This window comes from Streptococcus cristatus AS 1.3089, from assembly GCF_000385925.1.
Classification (GTDB): domain Bacteria; phylum Bacillota; class Bacilli; order Lactobacillales; family Streptococcaceae; genus Streptococcus; species Streptococcus cristatus_B.
This window is the reverse complement of sequence record NC_021175.1, coordinates 1,306,834-1,333,759: the sequence shown is the minus strand read 5'-3', so window position 1 is coordinate 1,333,759 and position 26,926 is coordinate 1,306,834. Positions and strand designations below refer to the sequence as shown.

The 26,926-nt window shown below is 43.4% G+C and carries 23 protein-coding genes; 19 read left to right on the top strand and 4 right to left on the bottom strand.

The window, feature by feature from the left end; genetic code table 11:
• Positions 1-40 precede the first annotated feature (40 nt).
• The 3 genes from I872_RS06625 to I872_RS12090 all read left to right on the top strand — a co-directional run bounded on the left by I872_RS06625 (position 41) and on the right by I872_RS12090 (position 6,076).
• A complete protein-coding gene (locus I872_RS06625) occupies positions 41-1,195 on the top strand; it encodes a THUMP domain-containing class I SAM-dependent RNA methyltransferase (RefSeq protein ID WP_015605368.1) in 1,155 nt (384 codons plus the stop codon).
• A gap of 12 nt (positions 1,196-1,207) precedes the next feature.
• On the top strand, positions 1,208-2,665 hold the full coding sequence (locus tag I872_RS06620) for a cell division site-positioning protein MapZ family protein (protein WP_015605367.1): 1,458 nt from the start codon (positions 1,208-1,210) through the stop codon (positions 2,663-2,665).
• 390 nt (positions 2,666-3,055) lie between these two features.
• Positions 3,056-6,076, top strand: a complete 3,021-nt coding sequence (locus tag I872_RS12090; protein ID WP_015605366.1) for a MiiA motif-containing surface protein — start codon at positions 3,056-3,058, stop codon at positions 6,074-6,076.
• 1,196 nt (positions 6,077-7,272) lie between these two features.
• On the opposite strand, the gene I872_RS12390 is transcribed toward I872_RS12090, so the two are convergent.
• A complete protein-coding gene (locus I872_RS12390) occupies positions 7,273-7,662 on the bottom strand; it encodes a hypothetical protein (protein WP_015605364.1) in 390 nt (129 codons plus the stop codon).
• Between the two features lie 16 nt (positions 7,663-7,678).
• Here I872_RS12390 and I872_RS12385 point away from each other — a divergent pair, with 16 nt between their 5' ends.
• From I872_RS12385 to I872_RS06575, 7 genes are all read left to right on the top strand, one after another.
• Positions 7,679-8,323, top strand: a complete 645-nt coding sequence (locus I872_RS12385) for an LPXTG cell wall anchor domain-containing protein (protein WP_261765081.1) — start codon at positions 7,679-7,681, stop codon at positions 8,321-8,323.
• Between the two features lie 390 nt (positions 8,324-8,713).
• Complete coding sequence (locus tag I872_RS06600) at positions 8,714-10,345, top strand: Na/Pi cotransporter family protein (RefSeq protein ID WP_015605362.1); 1,632 nt, start codon at positions 8,714-8,716, stop codon at positions 10,343-10,345.
• Between the two features lie 288 nt (positions 10,346-10,633).
• Entirely contained in the window at positions 10,634-11,800 is a 1,167-nt protein-coding gene (gene nagA, locus I872_RS06595; protein WP_015605361.1) for an N-acetylglucosamine-6-phosphate deacetylase, read from the top strand.
• A 217-nt stretch (positions 11,801-12,017) separates the two neighbouring features.
• Positions 12,018-12,206, top strand: coding sequence for a hypothetical protein (locus I872_RS06590; RefSeq protein ID WP_005591029.1), 189 nt, complete (start codon positions 12,018-12,020; stop codon positions 12,204-12,206).
• 11 nt (positions 12,207-12,217) lie between these two features.
• A complete protein-coding gene (locus I872_RS06585) occupies positions 12,218-13,063 on the top strand; it encodes an aldo/keto reductase (RefSeq protein ID WP_015605360.1) in 846 nt (281 codons plus the stop codon).
• Between the two features lie 594 nt (positions 13,064-13,657).
• Positions 13,658-14,410 (top strand): DUF6261 family protein, encoded by a 753-nt coding sequence (locus I872_RS06580; protein ID WP_172456457.1) that lies wholly within the window; start codon positions 13,658-13,660, stop codon positions 14,408-14,410.
• 91 nt (positions 14,411-14,501) lie between these two features.
• Complete coding sequence (locus I872_RS06575) at positions 14,502-15,665, top strand: AbiH family protein (RefSeq protein WP_015605358.1); 1,164 nt, start codon at positions 14,502-14,504, stop codon at positions 15,663-15,665.
• A gap of 255 nt (positions 15,666-15,920) precedes the next feature.
• On the opposite strand, the gene lctO is transcribed toward I872_RS06575, so the two are convergent.
• Positions 15,921-17,057 carry an L-lactate oxidase gene (lctO, locus tag I872_RS06570; RefSeq protein ID WP_015605357.1) on the bottom strand — a complete coding sequence of 379 codons (1,137 nt, stop codon included), beginning with the start codon at positions 17,055-17,057 and terminating at the stop codon, positions 15,921-15,923.
• A 216-nt stretch (positions 17,058-17,273) separates the two neighbouring features.
• On the opposite strand from lctO, the gene I872_RS06565 reads away from it, so the two are divergent.
• Genes I872_RS06565 through I872_RS06550 form a run of 4 tightly spaced genes read left to right on the top strand, consistent with a single transcriptional unit; the run spans position 17,274 to position 20,228 of the window.
• Complete coding sequence (locus I872_RS06565; RefSeq protein ID WP_015605356.1) at positions 17,274-17,954, top strand: amino acid ABC transporter permease; 681 nt, start codon at positions 17,274-17,276, stop codon at positions 17,952-17,954.
• Entirely contained in the window at positions 17,914-18,591 is a 678-nt protein-coding gene (locus I872_RS06560) for an amino acid ABC transporter permease (protein WP_015605355.1), read from the top strand. The genes I872_RS06565 and I872_RS06560 overlap by 41 nt, the downstream gene beginning before the upstream one ends.
• Positions 18,592-19,350: an amino acid ABC transporter ATP-binding protein gene (locus I872_RS06555; protein ID WP_015605354.1), complete on the top strand. Its 759-nt coding sequence runs from the start codon at positions 18,592-18,594 to the stop codon at positions 19,348-19,350. It abuts the gene before it with no gap.
• 11 nt (positions 19,351-19,361) lie between these two features.
• Complete coding sequence (locus I872_RS06550) at positions 19,362-20,228, top strand: cysteine ABC transporter substrate-binding protein (RefSeq protein WP_015605353.1); 867 nt, start codon at positions 19,362-19,364, stop codon at positions 20,226-20,228.
• A gap of 116 nt (positions 20,229-20,344) precedes the next feature.
• On the opposite strand, the gene I872_RS06545 is transcribed toward I872_RS06550, so the two are convergent.
• Positions 20,345-21,157 carry a Cof-type HAD-IIB family hydrolase gene (locus I872_RS06545; protein ID WP_015605352.1) on the bottom strand — a complete coding sequence of 271 codons (813 nt, stop codon included), beginning with the start codon at positions 21,155-21,157 and terminating at the stop codon, positions 20,345-20,347.
• A gap of 164 nt (positions 21,158-21,321) precedes the next feature.
• Between I872_RS06545 and I872_RS06540 the strand changes: the two genes are divergently transcribed.
• From I872_RS06540 to lytR, 5 genes are all read left to right on the top strand, one after another.
• A complete protein-coding gene (locus tag I872_RS06540) occupies positions 21,322-21,924 on the top strand; it encodes a DUF1361 domain-containing protein (protein ID WP_015605351.1) in 603 nt (200 codons plus the stop codon).
• Between the two features lie 164 nt (positions 21,925-22,088).
• Complete coding sequence (locus tag I872_RS06535; RefSeq protein WP_015605350.1) at positions 22,089-23,510, top strand: NCS2 family permease; 1,422 nt, start codon at positions 22,089-22,091, stop codon at positions 23,508-23,510.
• A 199-nt stretch (positions 23,511-23,709) separates the two neighbouring features.
• The gene (tsaE, locus tag I872_RS06530; protein ID WP_015605349.1) at positions 23,710-24,150 is read left to right on the top strand and encodes a tRNA (adenosine(37)-N6)-threonylcarbamoyltransferase complex ATPase subunit type 1 TsaE; all 441 of its coding nucleotides are present in this window, start codon (positions 23,710-23,712) and stop codon (positions 24,148-24,150) included.
• Positions 24,143-24,664 carry a GNAT family N-acetyltransferase gene (locus tag I872_RS06525; protein ID WP_015605348.1) on the top strand — a complete coding sequence of 174 codons (522 nt, stop codon included), beginning with the start codon at positions 24,143-24,145 and terminating at the stop codon, positions 24,662-24,664. Before tsaE ends, I872_RS06525 begins: the two co-directional genes overlap by 8 nt.
• Before the next feature lie 6 nt (positions 24,665-24,670).
• A complete protein-coding gene (gene lytR / locus I872_RS06520) occupies positions 24,671-25,900 on the top strand; it encodes a glycopolymer--peptidoglycan transferase LytR (protein ID WP_041826814.1) in 1,230 nt (409 codons plus the stop codon).
• A gap of 203 nt (positions 25,901-26,103) precedes the next feature.
• On the opposite strand, the gene I872_RS06515 is transcribed toward lytR, so the two are convergent.
• A complete protein-coding gene (locus I872_RS06515; protein WP_015605346.1) occupies positions 26,104-26,730 on the bottom strand; it encodes a TVP38/TMEM64 family protein in 627 nt (208 codons plus the stop codon).
• Between the last annotated feature and the right edge of the window lie 196 nt (positions 26,731-26,926).

Sequence of the window (26,926 nt, the reverse complement as noted above, 5' to 3'; positions counted from 1 at the left end):
TAACGGCGTGGCCAAGCGGATAGTGATAGAGTAAGAAAGAATGAAAGAAAAATTTAATTTAATTGCTACAGCGGCGGCAGGTCTGGAAGCCGTGGTCGGCCGTGAAGTTCGGGATTTGGGTATAGATTGTCAGGTTGAAAATGGTCGTGTCCGCTTTAGTGGCGATGTCAAAACCATTATTCAAACCAATCTATGGCTACGCTCGGCAGATCGGATCAAGATTGTTGTGGGCACCTTTCCAGCTAAAACATTTGAAGAACTTTTTCAAGGCGTCTTTGCTTTGGACTGGGAAAATTATCTGCCCTTAGGTGCCAAATTTCCCATTTCTAAAGCTAAGTGTGTCAAGTCAAAACTGCATAATGAGCCCAGCGTTCAAGCCATTTCAAAAAAAGCAGTTGTAAAAAAACTGCAAAAGCATTATGCCCGTCCAGAGGGGGTTCCCCTGCAGGAAAATGGAGCAGAGTTTAAGATTGAAGTTTCCATTTTAAAAGATCTTGTGACAGTCATGATTGATACCAGTGGTTCTAGTTTGTTCAAACGTGGTTATCGGACTGAGAAGGGCGGAGCGCCAATCAAGGAAAATATGGCAGCTGCTATTTTACTTTTGTCAAACTGGTATCCGGACAAACCCTTGATTGACCCGACTTGTGGATCAGGAACCTTCTGTATCGAAGCAGCTATGATTGGGATGAAGATGGCCCCAGGTTTGAACCGTTCCTTTGCTTTTGAAGATTGGAATTGGGTAGATAAGGACTTGGTGCGTCAGCTTCGGGCAGAAGCTCTGTCTCAGATTGACCAAGACATCCAACTGGATATTTCAGGTTCGGACTTGGATGCTCGTCTGGTAGAGATTGCCAAGAAAAATGCGGAAGAAGCCGGCGTGGCTGACCAGATTCACTTTAAGCAAATGCGGCTGCAAGACCTTCATACGGAAAAAATCAATGGAGTGATTATCTCCAATCCGCCCTATGGTGAGCGTTTGTTGGACGATGATGCGGTGACCCAGCTCTATCAAGAAATGGGACAAACCTTTGCTCCCTTGAAGACCTGGAGTAAATTTATCTTGACTAGCGACGAGGCCTTTGAAGCCAAATACGGCAGTCAGGCGGACAAAAAACGAAAACTCTACAACGGTACTTTAAAAGTAGACTTATATCAATACTTTGGCCAAAGGGTCAAAAGACAACTGGATTAGAAAGGAAATACTGTGAGTAAAGAAGAAAAGATGGCAACAGAGCAAGAGCCAAAAGAAACAATTCTTGACTTAGAAGATGCTAAAGAGATGACGGTCGGTCAGGTTGCTCGAAAAAATGAGGAAGTCGAAGCGGGTGTGACAGAAGGAGACAATATCCTTGATAAATACATCAAACAGCACCGAGACGAAATCGAGGCAGGGAAATTTGAGACCAAAAAGCTGCGGATTATGGAAGAGCTGGCGCAACAAAAAGAAGCTCTGATACAGGAGACAATCAAACAGCTTCAGAGTCAGGCTAAGGCGAAGGAAAAGCCTGCAAATGTGGCCTTGCCTTCAGTAGAACCAGCTAAAGTTGAAAATAAAGAGGACAAAGCGGCCGCACAGTCAACGTTAACAGTTGCAGCGGAAGCACCAATCATCCCAGCAACCAAGCCAGTATCAAAACCAGCTCCAACAGTATTCGAGGACGAAGATGAGGACGAGTCAGCGCCTTTCTACAAGAAGAAGGGTTTCCTTTATTCAGCTTTGGGACTTGTAGCGCTTGCTGCTGGAACCACCCTATATTTTTATCAGGGACGAGGCGGTCATAAGTCGACAGATAATACCAGCTCGACAGTTTCTTCTAGCAAAAAGAAATCTACAAGCTCTAGCGAAGCTAAGAAAGAGGCTGCTAAAGAATTTGAAGAGCTTTATGCTAGCTTCTTTACTGACGACAGTCAGACAGCTATCAAAAATGACAAATTTGGTGATTTGGACAAGTTGAAGGCTAAGTTGGATGTCTTGACTGGCAGTTCAGAATATACAGCTGCTAAGAAGAAATATGATGACCTTGTCAAGCAAATTTCTGCGATCCAAAGTGTCAATTCACAATTCAACACAGGTGCTATCGTTGATGGTCTCTTGAAGACGGATGCCCAAGTGAAAGAAAACGCCAATCTTCCAGATGTATCGACGGGTAATAACAAGTTAGATGAGGTCTTGAAAGCAGCTATTGCTCAAGGACGCAGTCAACAGTTACCAGCACCGGCGCCTAGTCCAACAGTGGAACCGTCAGCGCCATCAACAACGCCAACAGTACCAGCCGCACCATCAACGCCGCCAGCTGTTAATCCTGCGCCTAGTGATCCTAGTGGTATTAGAAATGCAGAAACTGGTATCGGACTGCCAAGTGCAGGAGTTAACCTCCAGCGCCACCTTAGCCGTGTGCCTTACAATCAAGCTGCGATTGATGATGTGAACAATCCTGCTTGGACCTTCAATCCAGATGTCTTGGAAACAATCCTCAAGGTGTCTCGCGAGCGTGGTTATATCACAGGAGACCAGTTTATCCTTGAAAAAGTTAATATTATCAATGGAAATGGCTACTACAATCTCTTTAAGCCAGACGGCACTTACCTATTTAGTATGAACTGTAAGACAGGCTACTTTGTAGGAAATGGAGCTGGTTATGCGGATGATTTGGATTACTAAGTATCTTTCTCGCTAATTCATAACAACATATAATAAAAAAGTTAGACGGGTCTGAGGTCATGTATCTCGGACAGGCTGTCTAACTTTTTTGTATAAATAGTTACGTATTGTTATTTCTTATAATAATCTATAGTTTAAATTTCTAGGTTAATATAGATAACTCAAGATAGCTTGAGTTATTAAGCTTATTGTCAATAAATAAAGATTCCAATAGATTGAATTCTTGTCTTATTTTTGTTAAAATACTATCTGGGGCATTAGGACACCTAGCATAAAAATGTTAAAAGTGTGTATTTTTGCTTATAAACTATAGCACGCAATAAGTCGGTTTCTTTGCTAATGGTCATGAGATTAACAAAGGCTGGCATGTTGAAAAAGGAAAGGAAAACGATGTTTCGAAGTAAGAAATATAACAAGGATTTCGAGATTATTGACGAAAAGAAGCGGTACAAGCTCTATAAGTCTGGGAAAAATTGGGTAAAAGCTTCAAATTCTCAACTCGATCTCTTTCGTATTGGTGGAATGGGAGAAGTTGTCTCAAACAGCTTGTCAGATACAGAAGAGCTTGATCACGATCATCTGAGCCTCAACACTCTTGCAGGTTTAGGGGGAATATTAGCTGCTGGAGCGGCAGGCTTGATGGTGACTCAGGAGCAGTCTGTCTATGCGGATGAAACATCTGAATACACAGATAAAGCTGTCATTTCAGCTGAAGTCAAGGATAATGAGGAAGCGGCAGAAGCAAGTACCAATTCGATCATTGCTCAGGCGCAAGCAGAAATGCAAAAAGCAAAAGCAGAACAAGCCTCTGAATCAGCTTCTATTTCGGTTGAACAATCAGTCAGCACTTCTATCTCTACAAGTGAGTCAGTGTCTCTTAGCCTCTCGACTAGCCAGTCTGTCAGTCAATCAATCAGCCAATCGATCAGCCAATCAGTTTCAGCTAGTAGCTCAGCTTCTGTCAGCCAGTCTGTATCTGCTAGTAGTTCAGTCTTGACTAGCAATTCAAGCTTGACTAGCAAGTCAGTGAGTGCTGAGCCTGCTACAAAGGTATCCGAGAACAAAGCACCTGCTAAGCTAGAAAGTGCTAACAACGCAGCTTCTTTAGAGCAGGACAAAGCTTTAGCCAGTGCATCAGCTGATACCTCTGCCTCAGCTTCTACTTCTACATCGCTGGATATCAAGGTCAATGTTGCCGACAGCTTTATTTCATCTGGTGCAGGACAAAGTTTAGCTAGCACTACTTTGAGCAATAGCCAAGCTCTAGCAACCAGCAACAACTTGGCTGCTGGTGTACTAGCGGATAAGAACCAAGCTCAAGGCAAGGGCGAGATCAAGCAAGCTGAGAAGAGTCAAATAGTAGATAAGACTGTAGCAACTTCGCCAAAAGAGTCTGTCAGTGCTTCTGCTGAATTAAAAATAACTGAAATTACTGGTAAGAATAGTGTTAGTGGAGTTCAATCAACTTCTGTCACAACTAGCTTAATTGAAGCTGCTGCGGTTGCAATAGCATCTTCAGAAGTCACTGCTAAACAACAAGAAGAAAACCGTAGGAAGTTGACCAATCTTTCAGCTGAAATAGGTGACTATCTAGCAAAAGCGGTTGATTTACCAAATACGGATTCAGCTCTTGCTAAGGCCAATGCTGCAGTAACAGAAATTGAAAAAGCCCTCGCTGATCCAACTAGTGATTTAACAACAGTAGTGCAAAAAGCTACTTCAGCGCGTAATTCGATTGTCAATGCTGTGTTGGCGGCTAATTCTGGTGTGCGTGATGCACGAAATGGGGCAGAAATTGCTAGAGGGGCACACTCACGTGCAGCCTCTAAACCACCTACGATTTCTATGCCATCCACTATCACAATTTATAATGATGAAGCAGTCAATAATTTTCAGATAAGGCTGAATGATGATCAAGGGATGGCTAAAATCACGGGCTCCCCATCCAATGCTATTATTACAGGTTTAAATGCACCGAACTATCCAACTAACAAGAAAGGGGTATTTGGAGATCTATATATCTATGATCAATCGGGGAGACAAATAGGTGCCCAAAGGTCATACACCATTGACATAATAGGGACAGTGGGTCGTGAAAACAGAACTTGGAAACCCTATAAGCCTGGTACCTATGTTCTGGAATATACAGTAACAGATATTCATGGTCAGACTGCTACAGCACGTACGAATTTCCATATTAAGGGATTTAATGAACGAAACAACCCAGTTAGTGGGGATACCGTTATTGTTAAGAATCCCTCTTCTTTGACTGTAAGTGAACGCAATCAAGTACTTGAAAAATTTAAAGAAAAAAACCAGTCGCTTTTATCTGGTAGTGATTTTACGAAAGATGGCGTAACTGGAACGATTTCGGTAGCTGAAAATGGGAATATTACCATTACCTACCGTGATAATACTACAAATGTTATCCCAGCTAATGTGGATGCTGTTCCAGTTCCAAGTGCGACGGTGACTCGTAATGGTCAAGCCCTGACCCCTGTAAATGGCAACTATATTGTGTACGCAGGAGATGATATTCAAATTAATTTCACTGCTACAGATAATAGCGGGCAATTATCAGAATTTAAGATCGTTTCAAATGCAGATGCAAATGGCTCAGCCCTTGGAAGTAATTTCTTTGAAGATAATAAATATGGGACGGGAACTGTAGAGCATTTAACGGGGAATATCACAGCGACTACTGCTAGTCCAGCCCGTATTACTGTAAGAGCTCATTTGAATGATAATCTAGAGTATGATAAAAATGGTAGAAATAGCTGGCAACGCAATGCAGTAGCAACGGATAAGGCTGGTAATAGTAATAGTGCAGGAAATGATTCACCGGGCAATGTCCGTATTGTGCAAGGTAGGCTGACAGATATTATGGAAGGGGTAGCACCGACTGAAACCTTCCAGGTAGAGAGTGTTTCTCAATTAAAACCTCAAGAAAAAACTCGTATATTGGCGGCTGTTGAGAAACTAAACAATAAGCAGGAAAAACGTATTGATTCCTTTACTATTAGTAACAATGGAACAGTTACCATTATCTATAAAGATAAGACTACGGATACGTTCACTGTAAAACTTTCTGATAGTGAGTATAAGAGTAGCAGTGCTTCAACTAGTCTAAGTCAAAGACAGTCAACCAGTGCATCAGTAAGTGCTAGTACATCAGCGAGTGTATCTGCTTCGACAAGTGCCTCAGTATCAGCAAGAATGTCAGCAAGTGCGTCTGCCTCAACCAGTGCCTCAGTAAGTGCTAGTACATCAGCGAGTGCGTCGGCTTCAACGAGCGCCAGCCGTTCAGTTTCTGCTAGCCAGAGCTTGTCTACTTCCTTGCGCAATAGCCAATCGGCATCGATGAGCGCCAGCCGCTCGGTTTCAGCGAGAATAGTGTTTCGGCCTCAGTAAGCGGTAGTCAGTCTGTCTCAGCGAGTCAGAGCGCTGCTTCATTGAGCGCCAGCCGTTCAGTTTCTGCTAGCCAGAGCTTGTCTACTTCCTTGCGCAATAGCCAATCGACATCGATGAGCGCCAGCCGATCGGTTTCAGCGAGCAATAGTGTTTCTGGCTCGGTTAGCGGTAGCCAGTCTGTCTCAGTGAGTCAGAGCACCGCTTCATTGAGCGCCAGTCAATCCGTTTCATTGAGTAAGAGCGCTTCAACTTCATTGAGTGGTAGCCAATCAGTGTCCTTGAGCAAAAGTGTCTCAGTTTCGCTGAGTGCCAGCCGTTCTCTTTCAGCGAGCAATAGTGTTTCGAACTCGGTGAGTGCGAGCCAGTCTGTGTCAACTAGCCAAAGTGCAGCCTCATTGAGCGCCAGTCAATCCGTTTCGTTGAGCAAGAGCGCTTTAACTTCATTGAGTGGCAGCCAATCGGTGTCCTTGAGCAAGAGTGTCTCAGTTTCGCTGAGTGCCAGCCGTTCTCTTTCAGCGAGCAATAGTGTTTCGAACTCGGTGAGTGCGAGCCAGTCTGTGTCAACTAGCCAAAGTGCAGCCTCATTGAGCGCCAGTCAATCAGTCTCAGCGAGCGAAAGTGCTTCGGTTTCAGCAAGCTCTAGTCAGTCAGTCTCAGTAAGTGCAAGTGCTTCGGTTTCAGTAAGCTCTAGTCAGTCAATCTCAGCGAGCGAGAGTGCTTCGGTTTCAGTAAGTGCGAGCACCTCTGCGTCAGTAAGCGCCAGTCAGTCTGTTTCATTAAGTGCGAGCACATTTGCGTCAGTGAGCGCAAGCCAATCAGTCTCAGTAAGTGTAAGTGCTTCGGTTTCAGTAAGCTCTAGTCAGTCTGTTTCAGCAAGTGCAAGTGCTTCGGCCTCAGTGAGCGCCAGTCAGTCTGTTTCAACAAGCGAAAGTGCCTCAACTTCAGTAAGTGCTAGCCAATCAGTCTCAGTAAGTGCAAGCACTTCAGCATCAGTAAGCGACAAGTGAGTCTGTTTCATCAAGTGCAAGTGCCTCTGCATCAGTAAGCGCGAGTCAGTCTGTTTCAGCAAGCGAAAGCGCCTCAACTTCAGTAAGTGCTAGCCAATCAGTCTCAGTAAGTGCGAGCACTTCAGTTTCAGTAAGCAGCAGCCAGTCTGTCTCAGCGAGCGAAAGCGCCTCAACTTCAGTAAGTGCTAGTCAATCAGTCTCAGTAAGTGCAAGCACTTCAGCATCAGTAAGCGCAAGCCAATCTGTCTCAGTAAGTGCAAGTGCTTCAGTATCAGCAAGCACAAGCATGAGCAATAGCGTATCTGCTTCAATCAGTGCTTCAGTATCAGCAAGCACAAGCATGAGCAACAGCGTATCCGCTTCAATCAGTGCTTCAGTATCAGCAAGCACAAGCATGAGTAACAGCGTGTCCGCTTCAATCAGTGCTTCAGTATCAGCAAGCACAAGCATGAGTAACAGCGTGTCCGCTTCAATCAGTGCATCTGAATCAGCAAGCAACAACTCAAGTAGTACTTCAGTTTCAACAAGTACTTCAGTAAGCTTGAGTAACAGCGTAAGTACATCTACATCACTTAGCAATAGCGTTTCAAGCAGTTTGAGTACAAGTGCGTCACAACAATCTAACTCATTCAGCTATAGTAAGGGTGATCCAACAAGCGAATCTAAGCCAGAGTTTAACCTTCCTAGCTACCTTGAATCTGTAAGTGCAAGTGATTCAGTTTCACTCAGCAAATCAGTAAGTGTGTCATTGAGCGACAGTACTTCAGCATCAATCAGCGCAAGTGAGTCAGTCTCAACAAGCGCAAGCTTGAGTGACAGCATTTCTGCCTCAATCAGTGCAAGCAACAACTCAGGTAGCGGTTCAGGTTCAACAAGCACAAGCAATGGCTCAGCTAGTCAATCAGCTTCAGCATCTGTATCAGCTAGCCAGTCAGCTTCAATCAGCACAAGTGAAGCAGTTTCAACAAGCACAAGCATGAGCAGCAGCGTAAGTACCTCAGCTAGCTTGTCTGAAAGTGCGTCTGTATCTAGTGCTACAAATCACTCTCAAGCACCTAAACCACAGCCTGCACAACCAGAACAAGTCAAAGTTACTCCAAATGCTAAGGCTTTACCAAATACAGGAACTACCAATAATCCATTAGCAGCTCTTGGATTAGGAATAGCAACTTGGGCATCAGCCTTTTTCAAGAATAAAAAGAAGAAAGAATCCGCATCTGATGTGAATTTGGAAGACTAGTCTTAAAACCTAGCTAAAATGATGACAACATTTTAGTGATGGAAAGCAAGTCCCAGATAGCCTATGGCTATCTGGGATTTTTAATCTTTGTATGCGTAGAATGTGAATCGTGCTGAAATAAACTGAGATAATTTCTATCTTTTAAGGCTGATCCTAGAAAGCGGTGAAGCAAGCTAAATATTTTGAAATTTAGTTCTGCCTGCTTGCTTTTTGTTCTAGTGATAGGGCCTTGTTGCTTGCTCTAATTTGCTCTTGAGTGTGATGAAAATAAAAGTTTCAAAATTAGCAAAAATAATTCGATTCTTTTTCAGAAAAGGCTTGTGAGATTAGGCTGGATGTTTTAAAATAGTATAGGAGATTATCCGCTATTTATTTTTCGGAGGAAAAGAAATGTCCATTAATTGGCAAGAAATTATATTTAGCTTTTTAGGAGGCTTAGGGCTGTTCCTGTACAGTATTCGTATGATGGGTGACGGCTTACAGCAGGCGGCAGGAGACCGATTGCGCTATTTCATTGATAAATATACGAGCAATCCTTTTTTAGGTGTGCTAGTTGGGATTGGAATGACAGCCCTGATCCAGTCTAGTTCAGGTGTGACAGTGATCACAGTTGGTCTGGTGAGTGCGGGGCTGTTGACCCTGCGTCAGGCTATCGGGATTGTCATGGGGGCCAATATTGGTACGACCGTGACTTCCTTCATCATTGGTTTTAAGCTGGGTGATTACGCCCTGCCCTTGCTCTTTGTCGGTGCGGTTTGCCTCTTTTTCACAAAGAATCGCTCAGTGAACAATGTCGGGCGTATCCTCTTTGGTGTCGGCGGGATCTTTTTCGCTCTCAATCTCATGAGCGGAGCCATGGAGCCTCTCAAAGACTTGCAAGTCTTTCGAGATTACATGGTTCAGCTAAGTAAAAATCCAGTCTTAGGTGTCTTTGTCGGAACGGGTTTGACCCTGCTCATTCAAGCATCTTCAGCGACCATTGGGATTCTGCAAAATCTCTATGCCAGCAATCTCATTGATCTGCAAGGAGCTTTACCAGTCCTCTTTGGTGACAATATCGGAACGACGATTACAGCGATCATTGCTTCCTTGGGGGCTAATATCGCAGCCAAGCGTGTCGCTGGAGCTCATGTGGCCTTTAACGTTGTGGGAACAGTCATTTGTATGCTCTTCCTGCTGCCTTTCACATCACTGATTCAGTGGTTTGAGACAGCCTTGCATTTGTCACCAGAAATGACGATTGCCTTTGCCCACGGAACCTTTAATATTACCAATACCATTATCCAGTTTCCTTTTATCGGCCTCTTAGCTTATTTGGTTACCAAGCTGATTCCGGGTGAGGATGAAACCGTTAAATACGAATCCCTCTACCTAGATAGGATTTTGATTGACCAAGCCCCATCACTGGCTTTGGGAAATGCCAAAAAGGAACTCCTTCACTTGGGTGGCTACGCTGCTAAATCTTTCGAATTGGCTTATGATTATATCGTGAACTACGAAGAAAGATCTGCCGAAAAGGGTCATAAGACAGAGGAAGCCATCAATGCCATTGATGATGAATTGACTCGCTACCTGATTGTCCTATCTGGTCAGCAGCTCAATCCAAAAGAGAGTGAAGTCTTGACCAGCATTCTGGACTCTAGTCGTGATTTGGAGAGAATCGGTGACCACTCAGAAGCTTTGCTGAATTTGACAGACTACTTGCACCGCAAGAAAGTAGAATTTTCTCCAGCTGCCTTGGAAGAGTTGGAAAATATTTATCACTTGACCTTGGACTTTATCAAAGAAGCTTTGCATTCTGTGGAAACAAATAATGTGGATTTGGCCAATAGTTTGGAGGTCAAGCATGCGGAGATTGACAAGCTAGAACGCAGCCTGCGCAAGACCCACATTGCTCGTCTCAACAAGGGAGAATGTACGCCTCAGGCTGGGGTCAACTTCATCGATATTATTTCCCACTATACCAGAGTTGCTGACCACGCCATGAATTTGGCTGAGAAAGTACAAATGGAACAAATTTAAGACAGAAAGAGGCTGGGACAAAAGTCCTAGCCTCTCAATTGTCTTTGGATTGTCGAGCAAGACGCAGTGGTTGTACGCTGATTTCGTCAGCTTTTACAGCCCTACTCAACTGTGCGGAGGTGGGACGACGAAATCGAATTCTAACGAATTACCGATTTCTGTCCCACTCTCTTTTCTTGCTTTACATAATATAATAAATTTTTCTAAAAAGAGGTATAGACCATTTACAAATAAAATAGAAAGCGTTATAATAGAGTCAATAGAAATAGAACAAGAGGAGGCAGTCAGATGCCTAAATATATAAAAGCCGATCAGTTCTTCTATCCTCAAGGGATTCGCAAGGGTGGATTTTTGGAAGTGACTGATGGAAAATTTGGAAAATTAGTAGAGGAAGTCCCTGCGGATGCGGAAGTGGTGGATTACACAGGCTACTCTGTCGCACCGGGTCTAGTGGACACCCATATCCATGGTTTTGGTGGAGTCGATGTCATGGACAATAACATCGAAGGTACCCTCCATACCATGAGTGAAGGACTTTTGACGACTGGGGTGACTAGTTTCTTGCCGACCACTCTGACCTCATCTTACGAGCAACTCCTAGCTGTGACGGAGAATATTGGTGCGCGCTATCAAGAAGCAAGTGGTGCCAAGATTCGCGGTCTCTACTTTGAAGGGCCTTACTTCACGGAAAAGTACAAGGGTGCCCAAAACCCAGCCTACATGAAGGATCCTCGTATGGATGAATTTCGTGCTTGGCAAAAGGCAGCCAATGGCCTGCTAAATAAAATTGCTTTGGCACCTGAGCGCGAGGGCGTAGAGGAATTTGTCCGCACCATCACTGATGAAGGTGTGACAGTCGCTTTGGGGCACTCTAATGCGACCTATGACGAAGCTAAGGCAGCAGTGGAAGCAGGAGCCAGTGTTTGGGTACATGCCTACAATGGTATGCGGGGCTTGACCCACCGTGAACTAGGTATGGTTGGGGCTATGTACGAGCTGCCTCACACTTACGCAGAGTTGATTTGTGATGGGCACCACGTAGACCCCAAGGCCTGTGATATTTTGCTTAAGCAAAAGGGCCATGAACATGTAGCCCTCATCACAGACTGTATGACTGCAGGTGGGCTGGAAGACGGCGACTATATGCTGGGAGAATTTCCAGTGGTGGTAGCCAATGGCACAGCTCGTCTCAAATCGACTGGTAACTTGGCAGGATCCATCTTGAAGCTCAAAGACGGCCTCAAAAATGTGGTTGAGTGGGGCATCGCAAATCCTCACCAAGCAGTCATGATGGCCAGTCTTATCCCAGCAAAATCCGTCCACATTGACGATGTCTGTGGCCAGATCAAGGAAGGCTATGATGCTGACTTTATCGTGCTGGACAAGGATTTGGAGCTGGTTGCTACTTATCTGGATGGTGAAAAACGCTTTGAAGCTGCCTCCAGTGTTCTTTAATTGAGTCTCCTTATATTTTTAGAAAGGATGGGGTAACCTGTCCTTTTTAATGTAGGGTTGCTGCTTTTTCCCTAGGATTTGCTAGAGGGACTTGGGCAAAGCTAGAATGGTTAGCGCAACTAGAAAGTCTCTGAGATATTTTTCTTAACAGATGATAGGGCTTTCTCAATGAAAGAGAAGATGTTATAATAGGGTTATCACAAATGAGGAGGACAGGATGAAAAAGATTGATTATAAATTTATGGGAATGGGCTTGGTGTTCCTCTTCTTTGGATTGCTACTGCATCGTTTCTTGATATTTATTGCTGGGTTGGCCTTTATCATTTACAGCTTTTTCAGCCGAGGCATGGCTCCAACCAAGGAAAATATCTTTAAGCCGAAATTGGCCAAAAGAAAGAAAAAATAAGGAGAAGAGATATGAAAAATTATACACTTAACAATGGCGTCAAGATTCCGGTCTTGGGCTTTGGTACTTGGAAGGCTCAGGACGGAGAAGAGGCTTATCAGGCAGTCTTGGCCGCCCTTAAGGCTGGCTATCGCCACATTGATACGGCAGCTATCTACAAGAATGAGGAGAGTGTCGGTCGAGCGATTAAAGACAGCGGCATTCCGCGTGAAGAGCTCTTCATCACCACCAAGCTCTGGAATAGCAAGCACACTTATGAAGAGGCCATGGAAGCCTTTGACAGCTCTATGGAGCGATTGGGACTGGATTATCTGGATCTCTACCTCATCCACTGGCCAAATCCTAAGCCTTTACGAGAAGACGGGGCTTGGCAAAAGCGCAATGCAGAAGTTTGGCGGGCCATGGAAGACCTCTATCAAGCTGGTAAGATCCGAGCGATCGGCGTCAGCAATTTCCTGCCTCATCACCTAGAAGCTCTGCTGGAAACAGCGCGTGTCACTCCGGCTGTCAATCAAATCCGCCTAGCACCAGGTGTCTATCAGACAGAGGCGGTGGACTTCTGCCGTGCCCATGATATCCTACTGGAAGCTTGGGGACCTTTTGGGCAAGGCGAGCTCTTCCAAAATTCAGCTGTGCAGGCGATAGCAGATAAGTATGGCAAGACTATTGCCCAAATCGCTCTAGCTTGGAGCTTACAAGAAGGCTTCCTACCCCTGCCTAAGTCAGTCACTCCGAGTCGGATTGCTAGCAATCTAGACTGCTTTGACATCGAATTGAGTCCAGCTGACCTAGAGATTCTCAAAAATATCAGCGGTTTGGAAGGCGGAGCACCTAATCCAGATGGAATGGATTTTTAAGCGATAGACGAACATCTTTTTAGTTGAAATCAAGCTACTCGATATCTTAGTTATTAGTATTTAATGAAGTTTTGTAGTGACCTAGGCCTCGGCTGGTCACTTTTCCTATAGTTTCGTGGCAATCTAGGCCTCGGCTGGTTATTTTTCCTATAGAATCGTGGTAATCTAGACCTCGGCCGGTCACTTTTCCTATAGATTCATGGTAACCTAGGCTTCGGCCGGCTACTTTTCCTATAAAATCATAGTAATCTAAGTCTCGGCTAGTCATTCTTCCTATAGATTCATAGCAATCTAGGCCTCGGCTGGCTACTTTTCCTATAGATCCATGGTAATCTAGGCCTCGAATCCTCTTTTCATTTCGATTTATAAGAACCATCGCCCCTCGGTCATTTGTCGTCAAAAACAAGTGCCAGATGAGGGGTGATTTTGTGTCTTTTTCTTTTGGTAGACTAGAGGAAAAGTCGGAAAGAGACTCCGTTTTTTGATAAAAATGCCCCTTTCAGGGATAAAAAACGACATTTTAGGGCAAGAGGCCCTAAGTTTCATCTCTACATGCTATACTTGCTTTATCAAAAATATTGGAGAGGTTTTATGATAAACACTACTTACACCATTCGCCCCTTGTCTTATAGCAATCTGACCCACCGTGAGTTTGAGAGTCTAATGGTTGACTCCTATCAGGTACTCACGATTTTTACGAGTTCCTATAGAGATGAGGACATGTACAGCAAGCACCTAGAAGGCTTTCATAGTAAACTAGAGCAGTTTCAGGCTCAATTAGCCAATGTGGAAAAGAAAGACTCTATGAGTCTCGTAGAACTAGACAAGGAGCGAGATAACGCCCTAGTTGGGCTGTTTACCTTGCATAAGGGCTTTGCCAAAATCAAAGACAGAGACTTGAAAGAAGCCTATGAAGTCTTACTGCCAGTCTTTAAAAAATATAAGGATATCACCAAGCACACCAATGCTGTCGCAACGGCTGAGATTAAGAGTCTGCTTAAAACATTGCAGGAAGAGCCCTATCAGGGAGCTGTGACGAGTCTGGGCCTTCTCCCTATGCTGACGGCTGTGATAGAGGCACAAGCGGATTATGATAAAGTAGAAGCAGACGCGCGTGCAGCCAAGTCAGTCAAGGAAGTCGGTAAAACCAAGCAGCTACGCAGTGAAATCTCCCGTACTTACGACCTCTTTGTGCGCTACACAGCAGCCGTCGCAGAAGCCTATCCAGAGAGAGCCCACTTGACCAAACTCCTCAAAGACCTCAATACGATCCGAGACAGCAAGCGCCGTTTAGTTGGCACAAATAAGAAAACAAAAACGGAAGAAGCAGGAGAGAAATCGGCATAAAGAAGACCCCCTTAGAAGGAATATTCTGAGGGGGGGCTGTGGATTTGTGGTATAATTTAGTAATTATCTATAATGTAGGGGAGAAAATTTTATGGCAGATACAATTTTAATTTTAGGTAATGGATTTGATATTGCAATGGGGCGGAAAACGAAATATGAAGACTTTATTGAGTTTGAAAAACAGTTATATTCTAATCCAGATAAAGACTTACAAGACTTTCTAAAATCTAAGGGTATAGATAGTGAAAAGTATAAAGAAAATTTGTATTTAAAATTCATTAATGAAAACAAAGATAGGCTTGGAGAAAATTGGTCTAACCTTGAAATCATGATTTCTCAACTTGCAGATGCAATAATGTATTTTAAAGAAAATAATGATTTAATATTCAAAGCTGCTACTACAGGTCGAATTTGGTTATTGGAAGAGAAATTATTACAAGAAAAAAATTATAGGTCAAAATTATATATTTCAGATTTGTTTTCTTCACTATTTCATGAAAAAGGTTGGAGTTCTTTAGAAAGAGAAGTTGCACTTGAAAAATTAAATAATAAATTTATTAGGCAACTTGATTTACTAATTGAACTATTAGAAATCTATCTGTCGTATTTAGATTACATAGATTTTGAGATTCGAAGGATTGAAACAAGTCCAACAGCCCTAGATGCAATATCAGATTTATCAAATTCCTCTGTTTTAAACTTTAATTATACTAATACATCAGGTCATCTTTACGGAACTTCTGAGGAGAAAACTCATTTTATACATGGTCGAATTGATTTAGATAGAACTTTCAGCAGAATCAATACCATGGTCTTTGGAATTGAAGATAAAGAGAATGATGTCAACAGTGATTTGATTCCTTACCAGAAATATTATCAAAGAGTTGTTAAAGAAACTGGGAATAAGTTTGAAGAATTTTTTATTATGCCCAATTATGTTAGAAAAAATACTTCTGTTGCAGGGCGTACTGTTCCTATTAGAGTTCCAGTTTCGAAAAATATTGTTATTTTTGGTCATTCAGTGGATCCTTTGGATAAAGAGATTTTTCAAAAATGTTTTGAATTAGCAGAGCTTGCTGAATATCCTTATCGATTTATTTTTACTTATTACGATGATTCAGCTAAAAGGTCAATTGTTAAGAATCTGGCAATCATCCTTGGTAAAGATGAACTGATAGAATTGAGCGGCCAAAGAAAAGTGGTTTTTGTGAAAAGTGATGATAAAGGTGGCATGGGGGATGCCTTGTTAAAATAGAATTTATAGCGAAATCAAAAGCTGAGAGTTTAACTTTCTTGGATAAGAAATAGTTTAGTCATAAATTACTCAATTCAGTAGTTTGTATTCAGTATATTTTATATTGATTTCAAAAAACTACACAAATAATTTAAGTGAAGAATTTAGTTTTATATTAAGCCGATATAAGTTAATTTCCCATTAAAAGCACCCCAATCGTTAGATTTTATGTCTAACTTTTGAGGTGTGCTTTTTTATTACAATCTGTTTTATGTATCAATACAATTTCAAATCACGAGAATCAACTGGGAAGCTTGGGTTGTATGGGTTGTGACGTAGTTTGAAGTGTTTGACATCTTCGATGGTTTGAGTTCCAGATAGTTGCATGACGGTTTTTAATTCGGCATTTAGGTGCTCAAAGACTTGGCGAACACCGACGCTACCACCGAGAGCTAAACCATAAATGACAGGTCGGCCAATGGCTACCAAGTCTGCTCCTGAAGCCAAGGCTTTAAAGACATGCTGGCCACGACGAACACCAGAGTCAAAGACAATCGGCACACGTTTATCTACTGCTTCAGCGACTTCTTGAAGTGAGTCAAAGGCAGCTGGTCCACCGTCGATTTGGCGACCACCGTGGTTGGTTACCCAGATTCCAGAAGCCCCTGCGGCAAGTGAACGTTCGACATCTTCACGGCATTGAGGACCTTTGACATACACAGGCAGACCTGAGTATTGGGCGATAAATTCTACATCTCGTGGAGACAGGCGTTGTTTGGCTGATTTGTAGACAAAGTCCATGGACTTACCAGCACCTTCTGGCAGGTATTCCTCAACAATCGGCATGCCAACTGGGAAAACAAAACCATTGCGCTTATCAACTTCACGATTGCCCCCTACAGTCGCATCTGCAGTTAAGACAATGGCTGTGTAGCCTTCTGCCTTGACACGATCCATGATATGGCGGTTAATCCCGTCATCTTTGCTGAAGTAAAATTGGAACCAGTGCGGTGTTCCTTGGAGGGCTTGAGAAATTTCTGGAAGATCAACGGTGGAGTAGGAGCTGGTCGTGTAAAGAGAGCCAAACTCATGTACACCACGCGCAGTAGCCACTTCCCCTTGCTCATTTGCTAATTTATGGGCTGCGACAGGCGCCATAATAATTGGTGAAGATAGTTTTTCTCCAGCAAATTCAATCTCTGTACTTGGATTTTCAACATCACAAAGAGTATGAGGAACGATAAGTTTATGGTTAAAGGCGCGGATGTTCTCCCGTAACGTGAAAGTATCCTCTGCTCCACTGGCAATATAGCCAAAAGCAGCTTTGGGAATGACTTGCTGCGCCATCGGCTCCAAATCATAGGTGTTAATAAAATCCACAGGACCTTCGGCATTGCTTGTTTTGTATGACATAAATTGTCCTCCTAGTTAAAAGTAAACGTTTACTTTTTGATTTACAGGAACATCTTAACTCTTTTTCAAATCATTTTCAAAAAATTTGTCTGGAAGTTTCAGATTGTAGTTGGCATGATAAATATTTTCTATCATTGTGATAGAAAATACATATTATCCAAACATGTCTTTTAGTGCTACAATAGCTGTATTATTCCTTGATGGGAGGTTCTCTTTTTGGATTGGTCCATTGTTGAACAATATCTACCCTTATATCAAAAGGCGTTTTTTCTAACTCTGCATATCGCAGTTTGGGGAATTTTGGGTTCCCTTCTGGTGGGTCTGCTTGTCAGTATCATTCGGCATTATCGCATCCCTCTTTTGTCACAACTAGCTACAGCTTATATTGAATTGTCTCGAAATACGCCTCTTTTGATTCAACTCTTCTTTCTCTACTTCGGGCTTCCCCGAATAGGGATTGTCCTTTCCTCGGAGGTCTGTGCAACGCTGGGGCTCATTTTCCTAGGTGGGTCTTATATGGCGGAATCCTTCCGAAGTGGGCTAGAAGCAGTTAGTCAAACTCAGCATGAGATTGGCTTAGCCATCGGTTTGACACCACTACAGGTCTTTCGTTACGTGGTTCTTCCACAAGCCACAGCAGTGGCTCTTCCCTCCTTCAGTGCTAATGTGATTTTCCTAATCAAGGAAACCTCTGTCTTTTCGGTAGTTGCCTTAGCTGACCTCATGTATGTTGCCAAGGACTTGATTGGGCTCTACTATGAGACAGACATTGCACTGGCTATGTTGGTAGTGGCCTATCTTATCATGCTCCTGCCTATATCATTGCTCTTTAGTTGGATAGAAAGGAGGCTCCGCCATGCAGGATTCGGGAATACAAGTACTCTTTCAGGGAAATAATCTCCTGCGGATCTTACAAGGATTGGGAGTCACAATTGGTATTTCCATCCTCTCTGTCCTCTTGTCTATGATTTTCGGTACGGTCATGGGAATCATCATGACCTCTCATTCTAGAGTCGTTCGCTTCCTGACACGCTTTTATCTAGAATTTATCCGCATCATGCCTCAACTGGTTCTGCTCTTTATCGTTTACTTTGGTTTGGCTAGAAACTTTAATATCAATATATCGGGAGAAACTTCCGCTGTTATCGTTTTTACCCTCTGGGGAACGGCTGAGATGGGAGATTTGGTTCGTGGAGCTATCACTTCCCTTCCTAAACATCAGTTTGAAAGTGGACAGGCGCTGGGCTTAACGACCTTCCAACTTTACTATCACATCATCATCCCGCAGGTCTTGAGAAGACTGCTTCCGCAGGCCATCAATCTCGTTACTCGGATGATTAAAACGACTTCTCTGGTTGTTTTGATTGGGGTCGTTGAAGTCACAAAAGTGGGGCAGCAGATCATCGATAGCAATCGCTTGACCATTCCAACCGCCTCCTTTTGGATTTACGGCACCATACTGGTTCTGTACTTCGCAGTTTGCTTCCCTATTTCCAAACTATCCACTCACTTAGAAAAACACTGGAGGAACTAAATGTCTGATACCATATTAGAAATCAAGGATCTAAAAAAATCCTTTGGAGACAATCCTATCCTCCAAGGACTTTCCCTAGAAATCAAAAAAGGGGAAGTAGTGGTTATTCTAGGGCCATCTGGTTGTGGGAAAAGTACCCTGCTTCGCTGCCTGAACGGCCTAGAAAGCATTCAAGGTGGAGATATTCTTCTTGATGGCCAGTCTATTATTGGAAACCAGAAAGACTTTCACTTGGTTCGTCAAAAGATTGGCATGGTCTTTCAAAGTTATGAGCTCTTTCCTCATCTGGACGTCTTGCAAAACCTTATACTAGGTCCTGTCAAGGCACAAGGGCGAGATAAGAAAGAGGTGACGGAAGAAGCCCTGCAGTTACTTGAACGCGTCGGACTACTTGATAAAAAACACAGTTTTGCTCGCCAATTATCTGGTGGGCAGAAGCAACGGGTCGCTATTGTTCGTGCCCTGCTCATGCATCCAGAAATTATCCTTTTTGACGAGGTGACGGCCTCACTGGATCCTGAAATGGTACGCGAGGTTCTGGAACTCATTAACGACCTGGCTCAAGAAGGCCGCACCATGATTTTAGTAACCCACGAAATGCAGTTTGCCCAAGCCATTGCAGATCGGATTATCTTCCTCGATCAAGGGAAGATTGCTGAAGAAGGAACGGCTCATTCCTTCTTTACCAATCCACAAACCAAACGAGCACAAGAATTTTTAAACGTTTTTGACTTTAGCCAATTTGGCTCATATTTATAAAGGAGATTCTTATGAAATTACTCAAATCCCTCTTAACTCTTTTTGCACTTGCCTTTGCCCTTATCTTTGTCACAGCTTGTGGATCAGGCGGAAATGCTACTTCGTCATCTGGTAAAACTACTGCTAAAGCTCGCACTATTGAGGAAATTAAAAAAAGTGGTGAACTTCGAATTGCTGTATTTGGAGATAAGAAACCTTTTGGTTATGTAGACAACGACGGTTCTTACCAAGGTTATGACATCGAACTGGGAAATCAGCTGGCCAAAGACCTCGGTGTTAAGGTAAAATACGTTTCTGTTGATGCTGCTAACCGTGCGGAATACTTGATTTCTAACAAGGTGGACATCACTCTTGCCAATTTTACAGTCACAGACGAGCGTAAGAAACAAGTTGACTTTGCCCTTCCATACATGAAGGTTTCACTGGGTGTTGTGTCTCCTAAGAAAGGTGTTATCACAGATGTTAAACAGCTTGAAGGCAAGACCTTGATTGTAACCAAAGGAACCACTGCTGAAACATACTTTGAGAAAAATCACCCAGAAGTCAAACTTCAAAAATATGACCAATACAGTGATGCCTATCAAGCTCTTTTGGATGGACGTGGAGATGCCTTCTCGACTGACAATACTGAAGTTCTAGCTTGGGCTCTTGAAAATAAAGGATATGAAGTAGGAATTACTTCACTTGGTGACCCAGATACTATCGCACCAGCAGTCCAAAAAGGAAACCAAGAGTTGCTTGACTTTATCAATAAAGACATTGAAAAATTGGGCAAGGAAAACTTCTTCCACAAGGCTTATGAAAAGACTCTTCACCCAACCTACGGTGATGCTGCAAAAGCAGATGATCTCGTCGTTGAAGGTGGAAAAGTAGAATAGAATCTTTGGTCTAGTAGAAAATTTGCCTAAAAAAATGAACCGTATCTTAACAGTTAGACAGAAGAGTCTGACTGTGGGGATGCGGTTCAATTATATTTGTTTGATTTATTTGATTTCTACAAGTAGAGCTCAGTTAGTTTATGGGCTACACCGTCTTGGTCATTGGTGAGTTCAAGCTGTTGGTCGGCATAAGGCAGCAGGGTTTCGCTAGCATTTTTCATAGCATAGCCTGTTCCTGCAAATTCTAGCATTTCGGTGTCATTGTGCTCGTCACCAAAAGCGATCAGGTCTTTGCGATCGGCATTGAGGATATTGAGTAGGTACTGGAGAGCGAAGGCCTTGTTGACACCTTTAGGGCCGCACTCAAGGATATTGAGCGGGCCGCCCCAGGTATTGATGGAGAGTTCGTGCTGGTAAAAGGCATTCATCTCTTCAGCCAGAGCATATTTGTCCGTGGCATGGGTTTGCAGCAAAATGGCATTTGGATTTTTGGTGACCAGCTGCGCTTGAAATTGATTTTCTGGTTTAAAGTTATCAATTCCAAAGAGCCTAGGATCTGCGATTTCTTCGTTGGTATTGGTGATGTAGAATCTTTTGCGGTATTCACCAGCGATGAAGTCAGCTTCGATTTCCTCTTTTCGTTGGACCATATCTAGTAAGAAAGACTTGTCTACGGTCAAGGATTGTTCAAATTCCCACTTTTGCTCAGGGATATGCGTCAAGGAGCCGTTGAAGTTTATCATGGGGGTATTCAGCTCTAATTCCTTATAGAAGTCCAGAGCCATGCGGTAAGGACGGCCAGTAGTGATGATGACCTTGTGTCCTTTCGCCGATATTTTTTTGATGGTTTCTTTGGTGAAATCAGACAGCTTACTCTCAGAATTGAGCAAGGTTCCGTCCAAATCTACAGCAATAATTTTTTTTGTCATTCTTTTTCCTCGTATAGTCTCGCTAAGTATCGTAAAGTCTATTATAACAGAATTAAGAATAAATGCCACAAGTTGTGGTATAATGTTTCCTTAATAGCTAAGACGAAAGATGTCTGCTGATAGTCTATGAGCGAAGAGAGTTAAAGTAAAGGGGAGGATCTTGTATGCGTAAACCAATTTTGATTCATATTTTTTTCCTACTAATTGCATTTGTTGTATATATTCAGGGGATTACGGCTCAGGGGCCAGACTTGATCTGGAATATGATTTTGGCCTTAATTGCCTATGACGCTGCCGTCTTAACGACGATATCTAAGAAGCAGAAATGGCTTTATCCGCTTTTGTTAGTGGTTTGGCTGGCCTTTTATCCGAATACTTTTTATATGCTGACGGACTTGGTGCACATGACTTGGGTGGGAGATACCCTGTGGAACCCTGTCAGTATGCGCCTATTTATGGCTTTCGTGCCGAGTATTTTATTTGGCGTTTACTGCGGGATTGAAAGCTGGAATATTTTGCGTGAGCGCTGGAAGTTGACTTGGTGGCTGGATATGCTTGCGGTTGCGGCTCTGTCTTATCTGTCGAGTCTGGCCATTTATATCGGCCGTTATGATCGTCTCAATTCCTGGGATCTGGTGACGCGGCCCCAGCTAGTTGTCCAAAAACTACTGGAAACCTTTCAGAAGGAACGACTGGTCTTTATCCTTGGATTTACCTTTATCCAAGTGATGACTTTGCTCTTTTTAAGCAGAGAAAATAAAAAATAAGATACTTTAAAGTATTTTTTAGAGCATTAGGGTTGAAAAAGTGAATGTTTTTGAGTATAATCATACTATTGTTCGTAAAAAACGAATAAGTAGCACTGTTTTAAAGAAAATCAGGAGTTCTCTTTTAATCAGTTGCCATAAAACAATTTAGGAGATTATCTATAATGGATAAATTATTTAAACTCAAAGAGCACGGTACGGATGTTCGTACGGAAGTTCTCGCTGGGTTAACAACTTTCTTTGCTATGAGCTACATCCTCTTTGTCAATCCAGCCATGCTGTCGCAAACGGGTATGCCAGCTCAAGGTGTCTTTCTGGCTACGATCATTGGTTCCGTTGCTGGAACGCTCATGATGGCCTTTTATGCCAACCTCCCTTACGCACAGGCGCCAGGTATGGGGCTCAATGCTTTCTTTACTTTCACGGTCGTCTTTAGTCTGGGCTATACTTGGCAAGAGGCTCTGGGTATGGTCTTCATCTGTGGTCTGATCTCGCTCTTCATTACCCTGACCAAGATTCGGAAGGCTATTATTGAGTCTATTCCATCAGCACTTCGTTCAGCTATTTCGGCAGGTATCGGTGTCTTTCTAGCTTATGTAGGGATTAAAAATGCCGGACTTTTGAAGTTTTCAATCGATCCAGGCAACTATGTAGTAGCCGGTAAGGGAGCTGACCAAGCCAAAGCTGCTATTACAGCAAACTCAGCTGCAACTCCGGGATTAGTTGATTTTAATAATCCAGCAGTTTTACTCGCTTTACTTGGTCTAGCGATTACAGTTTTCTTTGTAATCAAGGGTATCAAAGGCGGCATTATCTTGTCTATCTTTACAACAACAGTCGTAGCGATTGCTGTTGGCTTGGTAAACCTGTCTGCGATTGACTTCGGTCAGCACAATCTGTCAACAGCTCTGAAAGAACTTGGACAAGTGTTCGGGGTTGCGGTTGGTCCAGAAGGCTTGGGAGCTCTCTTTGCTGATACGGCGCGTCTGCCTCAAACATTTATGGCCATCCTAGCCTTCTCTCTGACTGATATTTTTGATACCATCGGTACCTTGATCGGAACTGGTGAAAAAGTGGGGATCGTCGCAAGCTCTGGTGAAAATCATGAGTCAGAAGGTTTGGACAAGGCTTTGTACTCAGACTTGATCGGGACAACTATTGGTGCGATTGCCGGAACATCTAACGTTACTACTTATGTAGAGTCTGCAGCTGGTATCGGTGCTGGCGGACGGACTGGTTTGACAGCCTTGGTTGTAGCGGTCTGCTTTGCGGTATCTAGCTTCTTTAGCCCGCTGTTGGCCATCGTTCCAACAGCAGCAACTGCGCCAATTTTGATTGTCGTAGGGATCATGATGCTTGGCAGTCTGAAAAATATCCAGTGGGATGATATGGCAGAAGCTGTTCCAGCTTTCTTCACCTCTATCTTCATGGGCTTCACTTACAGTATCACGAACGGGATTGCAGCAGGCTTTATCATGTATGCTCTTGTGAAAGTTATCAAAGGTCAAGCTAAGGATGTGCATCCAATGATTTGGATCTTAAACCTGCTCTTCATCCTTAACTTTATCAGCCTAGCTTTATCTTAAGAACACTAAGAAGTTGGATCTTCCAGCTTCTTTTTTGTAGGAAAAGTTTTTGGGAAATGTCCTAGTTATCTTTCAATATAGAAGTGAGTGAACTGCTTTGATCGGAGGATTTGGAGGGCTCATCTAATTTTTTTCAAACATTTTGCTCTCTCTATTAGAAAATTGAGCGCAAACGCAAATCTTCTGGTATAATAAAAGAATGTTTAGTCATAATGAGGAAGAATTAATCAACTGGGGCCAGCGTCTCGGAAGCTTGCTTCAGGAGCAAGATGTTTTGGTTTTGACAGGAGACTTGGGTGCAGGCAAGACAACTTTTACCAAGGGATTGGCTCAAGGTCTGGGCATCAAGCAGATGATCAAAAGTCCGACCTATACCATTGTTCGCGAGTATGAAGGACGTTTGCCGCTTTATCACTTAGATGTATATCGGATTGGTGAAGATCCAGACTCGATTGACTTGGATGATTTTCTCTTTGGTGAGGGAGTTACGGTCATCGAGTGGGGAGAATTGCTTGGTGAGAGTTTACCAGATGATTATCTGAAGCTGACTCTTCTAAAGAAAGAAGACGGCCGCGAGCTAGTCTTTGAAAGTCAGGGGCGTCGTTCTCAGGAATTACTGGAGGAATTGCTGCATGGCTGAGTTTGAATTGGCCTTGCGGGAGGCAGAAAAGACGGATGCTGCTGACTTGATTCGCTTTTTAAATCAAGTCGGTGCCGAGTCAGACTACATGACCTTGGATGAGGCAGGGATTTTGATGGACGAAGATCAGATGGCTCAGTTCATTCAGCGTCAAGCTGATTCGGATAATCAGCTTTATCTCTTAGCCTTGCTTGATAATGAAATCGCTGGGATTGTCAGTATCACAGCGGATTTTCATGAGCGGATTCGTCACATTGGGCAAGTCTTTATCGTTGTCAAAAAAGCCTTTTGGAATCAAGGCCTCGGTCGTATCTTGCTAGAAGAGGCTGTGGACTGGGCAGAAAATGGAAGCAGTCTTCGCCGTTTGGAGCTGACTGTTCAGGTCAGAAATGAGCGAGCTGTTCATCTCTATAAAGAATTAGGATTTGAAATCGAAGGCCTGCAAAAAAGAGGGGCCTATTTAAGAGAAGGGATATTTCTGGATGTTTACCTGATGGGAAAACTGATAGATTGATGAAATATGTTTAAAAAAATTGTACGAATGTTTTTGAGTCTGTTCCTTGTAACAGCCATTGGAGTAGGAGGCTATGCTTGGACCATTTACAATCAGTCAACGGATGCCTTGTCCCGTACCTACAAAGGTTTTGGGAATGAAACGAACGTTATTGCCGAAACCAAGCCCCTGACGATTTTGCTGATGGGGGTCGATACAGGGAGTGGCTCGCGGTCTGATACTTGGCAGGGAAATAGCGACTCCATGCTTCTTCTGTCTGTCAATCCTCAGACTAAAAAGACGGTCATGATGAGTCTGGAGCGGGACATTCTGACTCAAATCGATGAAAAAGGCGAAACGACAGAAGCCAAGCTAAACGCAGCCTATGCTTATGGCGGCGCAAAATTAGCCATCGCGACCATTGAGAAAATGATGAATATCCACATTGACCGCTATGTCATGATCAATATGCAGGGTTTGGTTCAGCTGGTCGATGCAGTTGGCGGCATTGAGGTCAATAATACCTTTGATTTTCCGATCTCCATCGAAGAAAATGAACCAGAATACACTGCAACTGTCGAGCCAGGCAAGCATTTGATCAACGGAGACCAGGCTTTAGTCTATGCCCGCATGCGTTATCAGGATCCAGAAGGTGACTATGGTCGTCAGAAACGCCAGCGTGAAGTGATTCGAAAAGTTGTTGAAAAAGTGCTCAGTCTCAATAGTATTAGCCATTATCAAGCAATCTTACGAGCAGTCAGCAAGAATATGCAGACCAATGTAGCGCTGGATTCCGGAAGTATTCCTCAGTTATTAGGTTACAAAGATGCCTTTAGAAATATCCAGTCTGAGCAGTTGCGCGGAGAAGATGCGACCTTGGCAGATGGCGGTAGCTACCAGCTGGTTACGTCTGAGCATTTGCTAGAAATGCAAAACCTCATTCGGAAAAGCTTGGGCTTGTCCACAGTCAAGAGTTTGAAAACCAATGCCGTACTGTATGAAGATTTGATGGGAGGCAGAAGCCTGCGTGCGTCTAATTCTGGGTCTTCAACAGCTTATCAGCAGGATGAGCCAGTTTACAGTTCACCGACGGAGAGCAATTATGGAAGTGCTAATAATAGTAATTCTACTCCAGCTCCTCCTGAGCCGAGCGCTAGCAGTGAACCGCCAGCAAGCTCTACGCCTGCACCTACACCAGATCCGACACCATCAGTATCTTCTGCTGTTCAGCCCTCGACTCCAACATCTTCAGAATAAACAAATCGAGGCTGGGACAAAAGTCCTAGCCTCTCAATTGTCTTTGGATTGTCGAGCAAGACGCAGTGGTTGAGCGGGCTCTACTACGCTGATCTCATCAGCTTTTACATCCCTAATCAACTGTGCGGAGGTGGGACGACGAAATCGAATTCTAACGAATTACCGATTTCTGTCCCACTCTCGATTTTTAATGTCTTTGAGTTTTATTTTGTTAGCAACTTCCAGAAGAAATCAATGATATAGGTCAGGCCATAAGTATAGATGACGAGAGTGATAGGCTTGCAGAGAAGGATAATCAGCATGTACTTTTTGAAGGTCATCTTGGTCAGAGCAGCCAGCATACAGAGGAAATCAGCGGGGCTGATAGGCCAAATCATCATAAAGATAAAGAAACGCTCAAAGCGATTGCCCTCATCCAGCCAGCCTACATACTTGTCATAGGTCCGCTTACTGACGACGGACTGGACAAAGGCTGGTCCGTAGGTGCGAGCCAGATAGAAGATGATGGCACAGCCGATGACGATGCCGATATAGTTGTAGATAGTGCCAACGATATGTCCGTAGATAAAGATACCTGCTACAGAGGTCAAGGCACCAGGGATAATGGGCACAACAGTCTGCAAGATTTGCAGGAAGATAAACAGAGGTGGGCCCCAGACGCCTGCTTGTTTGATAAAGGCAGACAAGGTTTCCTTGGACTGGAGGATTCCTGCATAGTAAGCCCAGATGCAAAAGGCCACTGTCCCCACAGCTCCGATGATGGACGACCAGTTGATGATTTTTTGCAAAAAGGGAGAAACAGCTTTCATTTCTCGATCCTTGCTTACCATAGGCACCTCCAAGAGAATTGTTCTTATATCTACTATAGCATCTTTTACCATTTTTGTAAGCTTTGAAGCTGTAGGTGCTAAAAAATATAAAAGATGATATAATGATGTGACTAGCGAGCAATCATCTATGAGCATTCAAAAATCAGGAAGCATGCTTGTGCTAGGACTTAGAAGTCTATACGTTGGGAGAGTTATA

Coding starts and splice junctions, on each gene's coding strand:
- I872_RS06585 (WP_015605360.1), top strand. CDS start 12,218: ATGAAAAATTATACACTTAACAATGGCGTCAAGATTCCGGTCTTGGGC.
- tsaE (WP_015605349.1), top strand. CDS start 23,710: ATGTTTAGTCATAATGAGGAAGAATTAATCAACTGGGGCCAGCGTCTC.
- nagA (WP_015605361.1), top strand. CDS start 10,634: ATGCCTAAATATATAAAAGCCGATCAGTTCTTCTATCCTCAAGGGATT.
- lctO (WP_015605357.1), bottom strand. CDS start 17,057: ATGTCATACAAAACAAGCAATGCCGAAGGTCCTGTGGATTTTATTAAC.
- I872_RS06600 (WP_015605362.1), top strand. CDS start 8,714: ATGTCCATTAATTGGCAAGAAATTATATTTAGCTTTTTAGGAGGCTTA.
- I872_RS06625 (WP_015605368.1), top strand. CDS start 41: ATGAAAGAAAAATTTAATTTAATTGCTACAGCGGCGGCAGGTCTGGAA.
- I872_RS06535 (WP_015605350.1), top strand. CDS start 22,089: ATGGATAAATTATTTAAACTCAAAGAGCACGGTACGGATGTTCGTACG.
- I872_RS06550 (WP_015605353.1), top strand. CDS start 19,362: ATGAAATTACTCAAATCCCTCTTAACTCTTTTTGCACTTGCCTTTGCC.
- I872_RS06525 (WP_015605348.1), top strand. CDS start 24,143: ATGGCTGAGTTTGAATTGGCCTTGCGGGAGGCAGAAAAGACGGATGCT.
- I872_RS06575 (WP_015605358.1), top strand. CDS start 14,502: ATGGCAGATACAATTTTAATTTTAGGTAATGGATTTGATATTGCAATG.
- I872_RS12090 (WP_015605366.1), top strand. CDS start 3,056: ATGTTTCGAAGTAAGAAATATAACAAGGATTTCGAGATTATTGACGAA.
- I872_RS06555 (WP_015605354.1), top strand. CDS start 18,592: ATGTCTGATACCATATTAGAAATCAAGGATCTAAAAAAATCCTTTGGA.
- I872_RS06515 (WP_015605346.1), bottom strand. CDS start 26,730: ATGGTAAGCAAGGATCGAGAAATGAAAGCTGTTTCTCCCTTTTTGCAA.
- I872_RS06560 (WP_015605355.1), top strand. CDS start 17,914: ATGCAGGATTCGGGAATACAAGTACTCTTTCAGGGAAATAATCTCCTG.
- lytR (WP_041826814.1), top strand. CDS start 24,671: ATGTTTAAAAAAATTGTACGAATGTTTTTGAGTCTGTTCCTTGTAACA.
- I872_RS06590 (WP_005591029.1), top strand. CDS start 12,018: ATGAAAAAGATTGATTATAAATTTATGGGAATGGGCTTGGTGTTCCTC.
- I872_RS06545 (WP_015605352.1), bottom strand. CDS start 21,157: ATGACAAAAAAAATTATTGCTGTAGATTTGGACGGAACCTTGCTCAAT.
- I872_RS06540 (WP_015605351.1), top strand. CDS start 21,322: ATGCGTAAACCAATTTTGATTCATATTTTTTTCCTACTAATTGCATTT.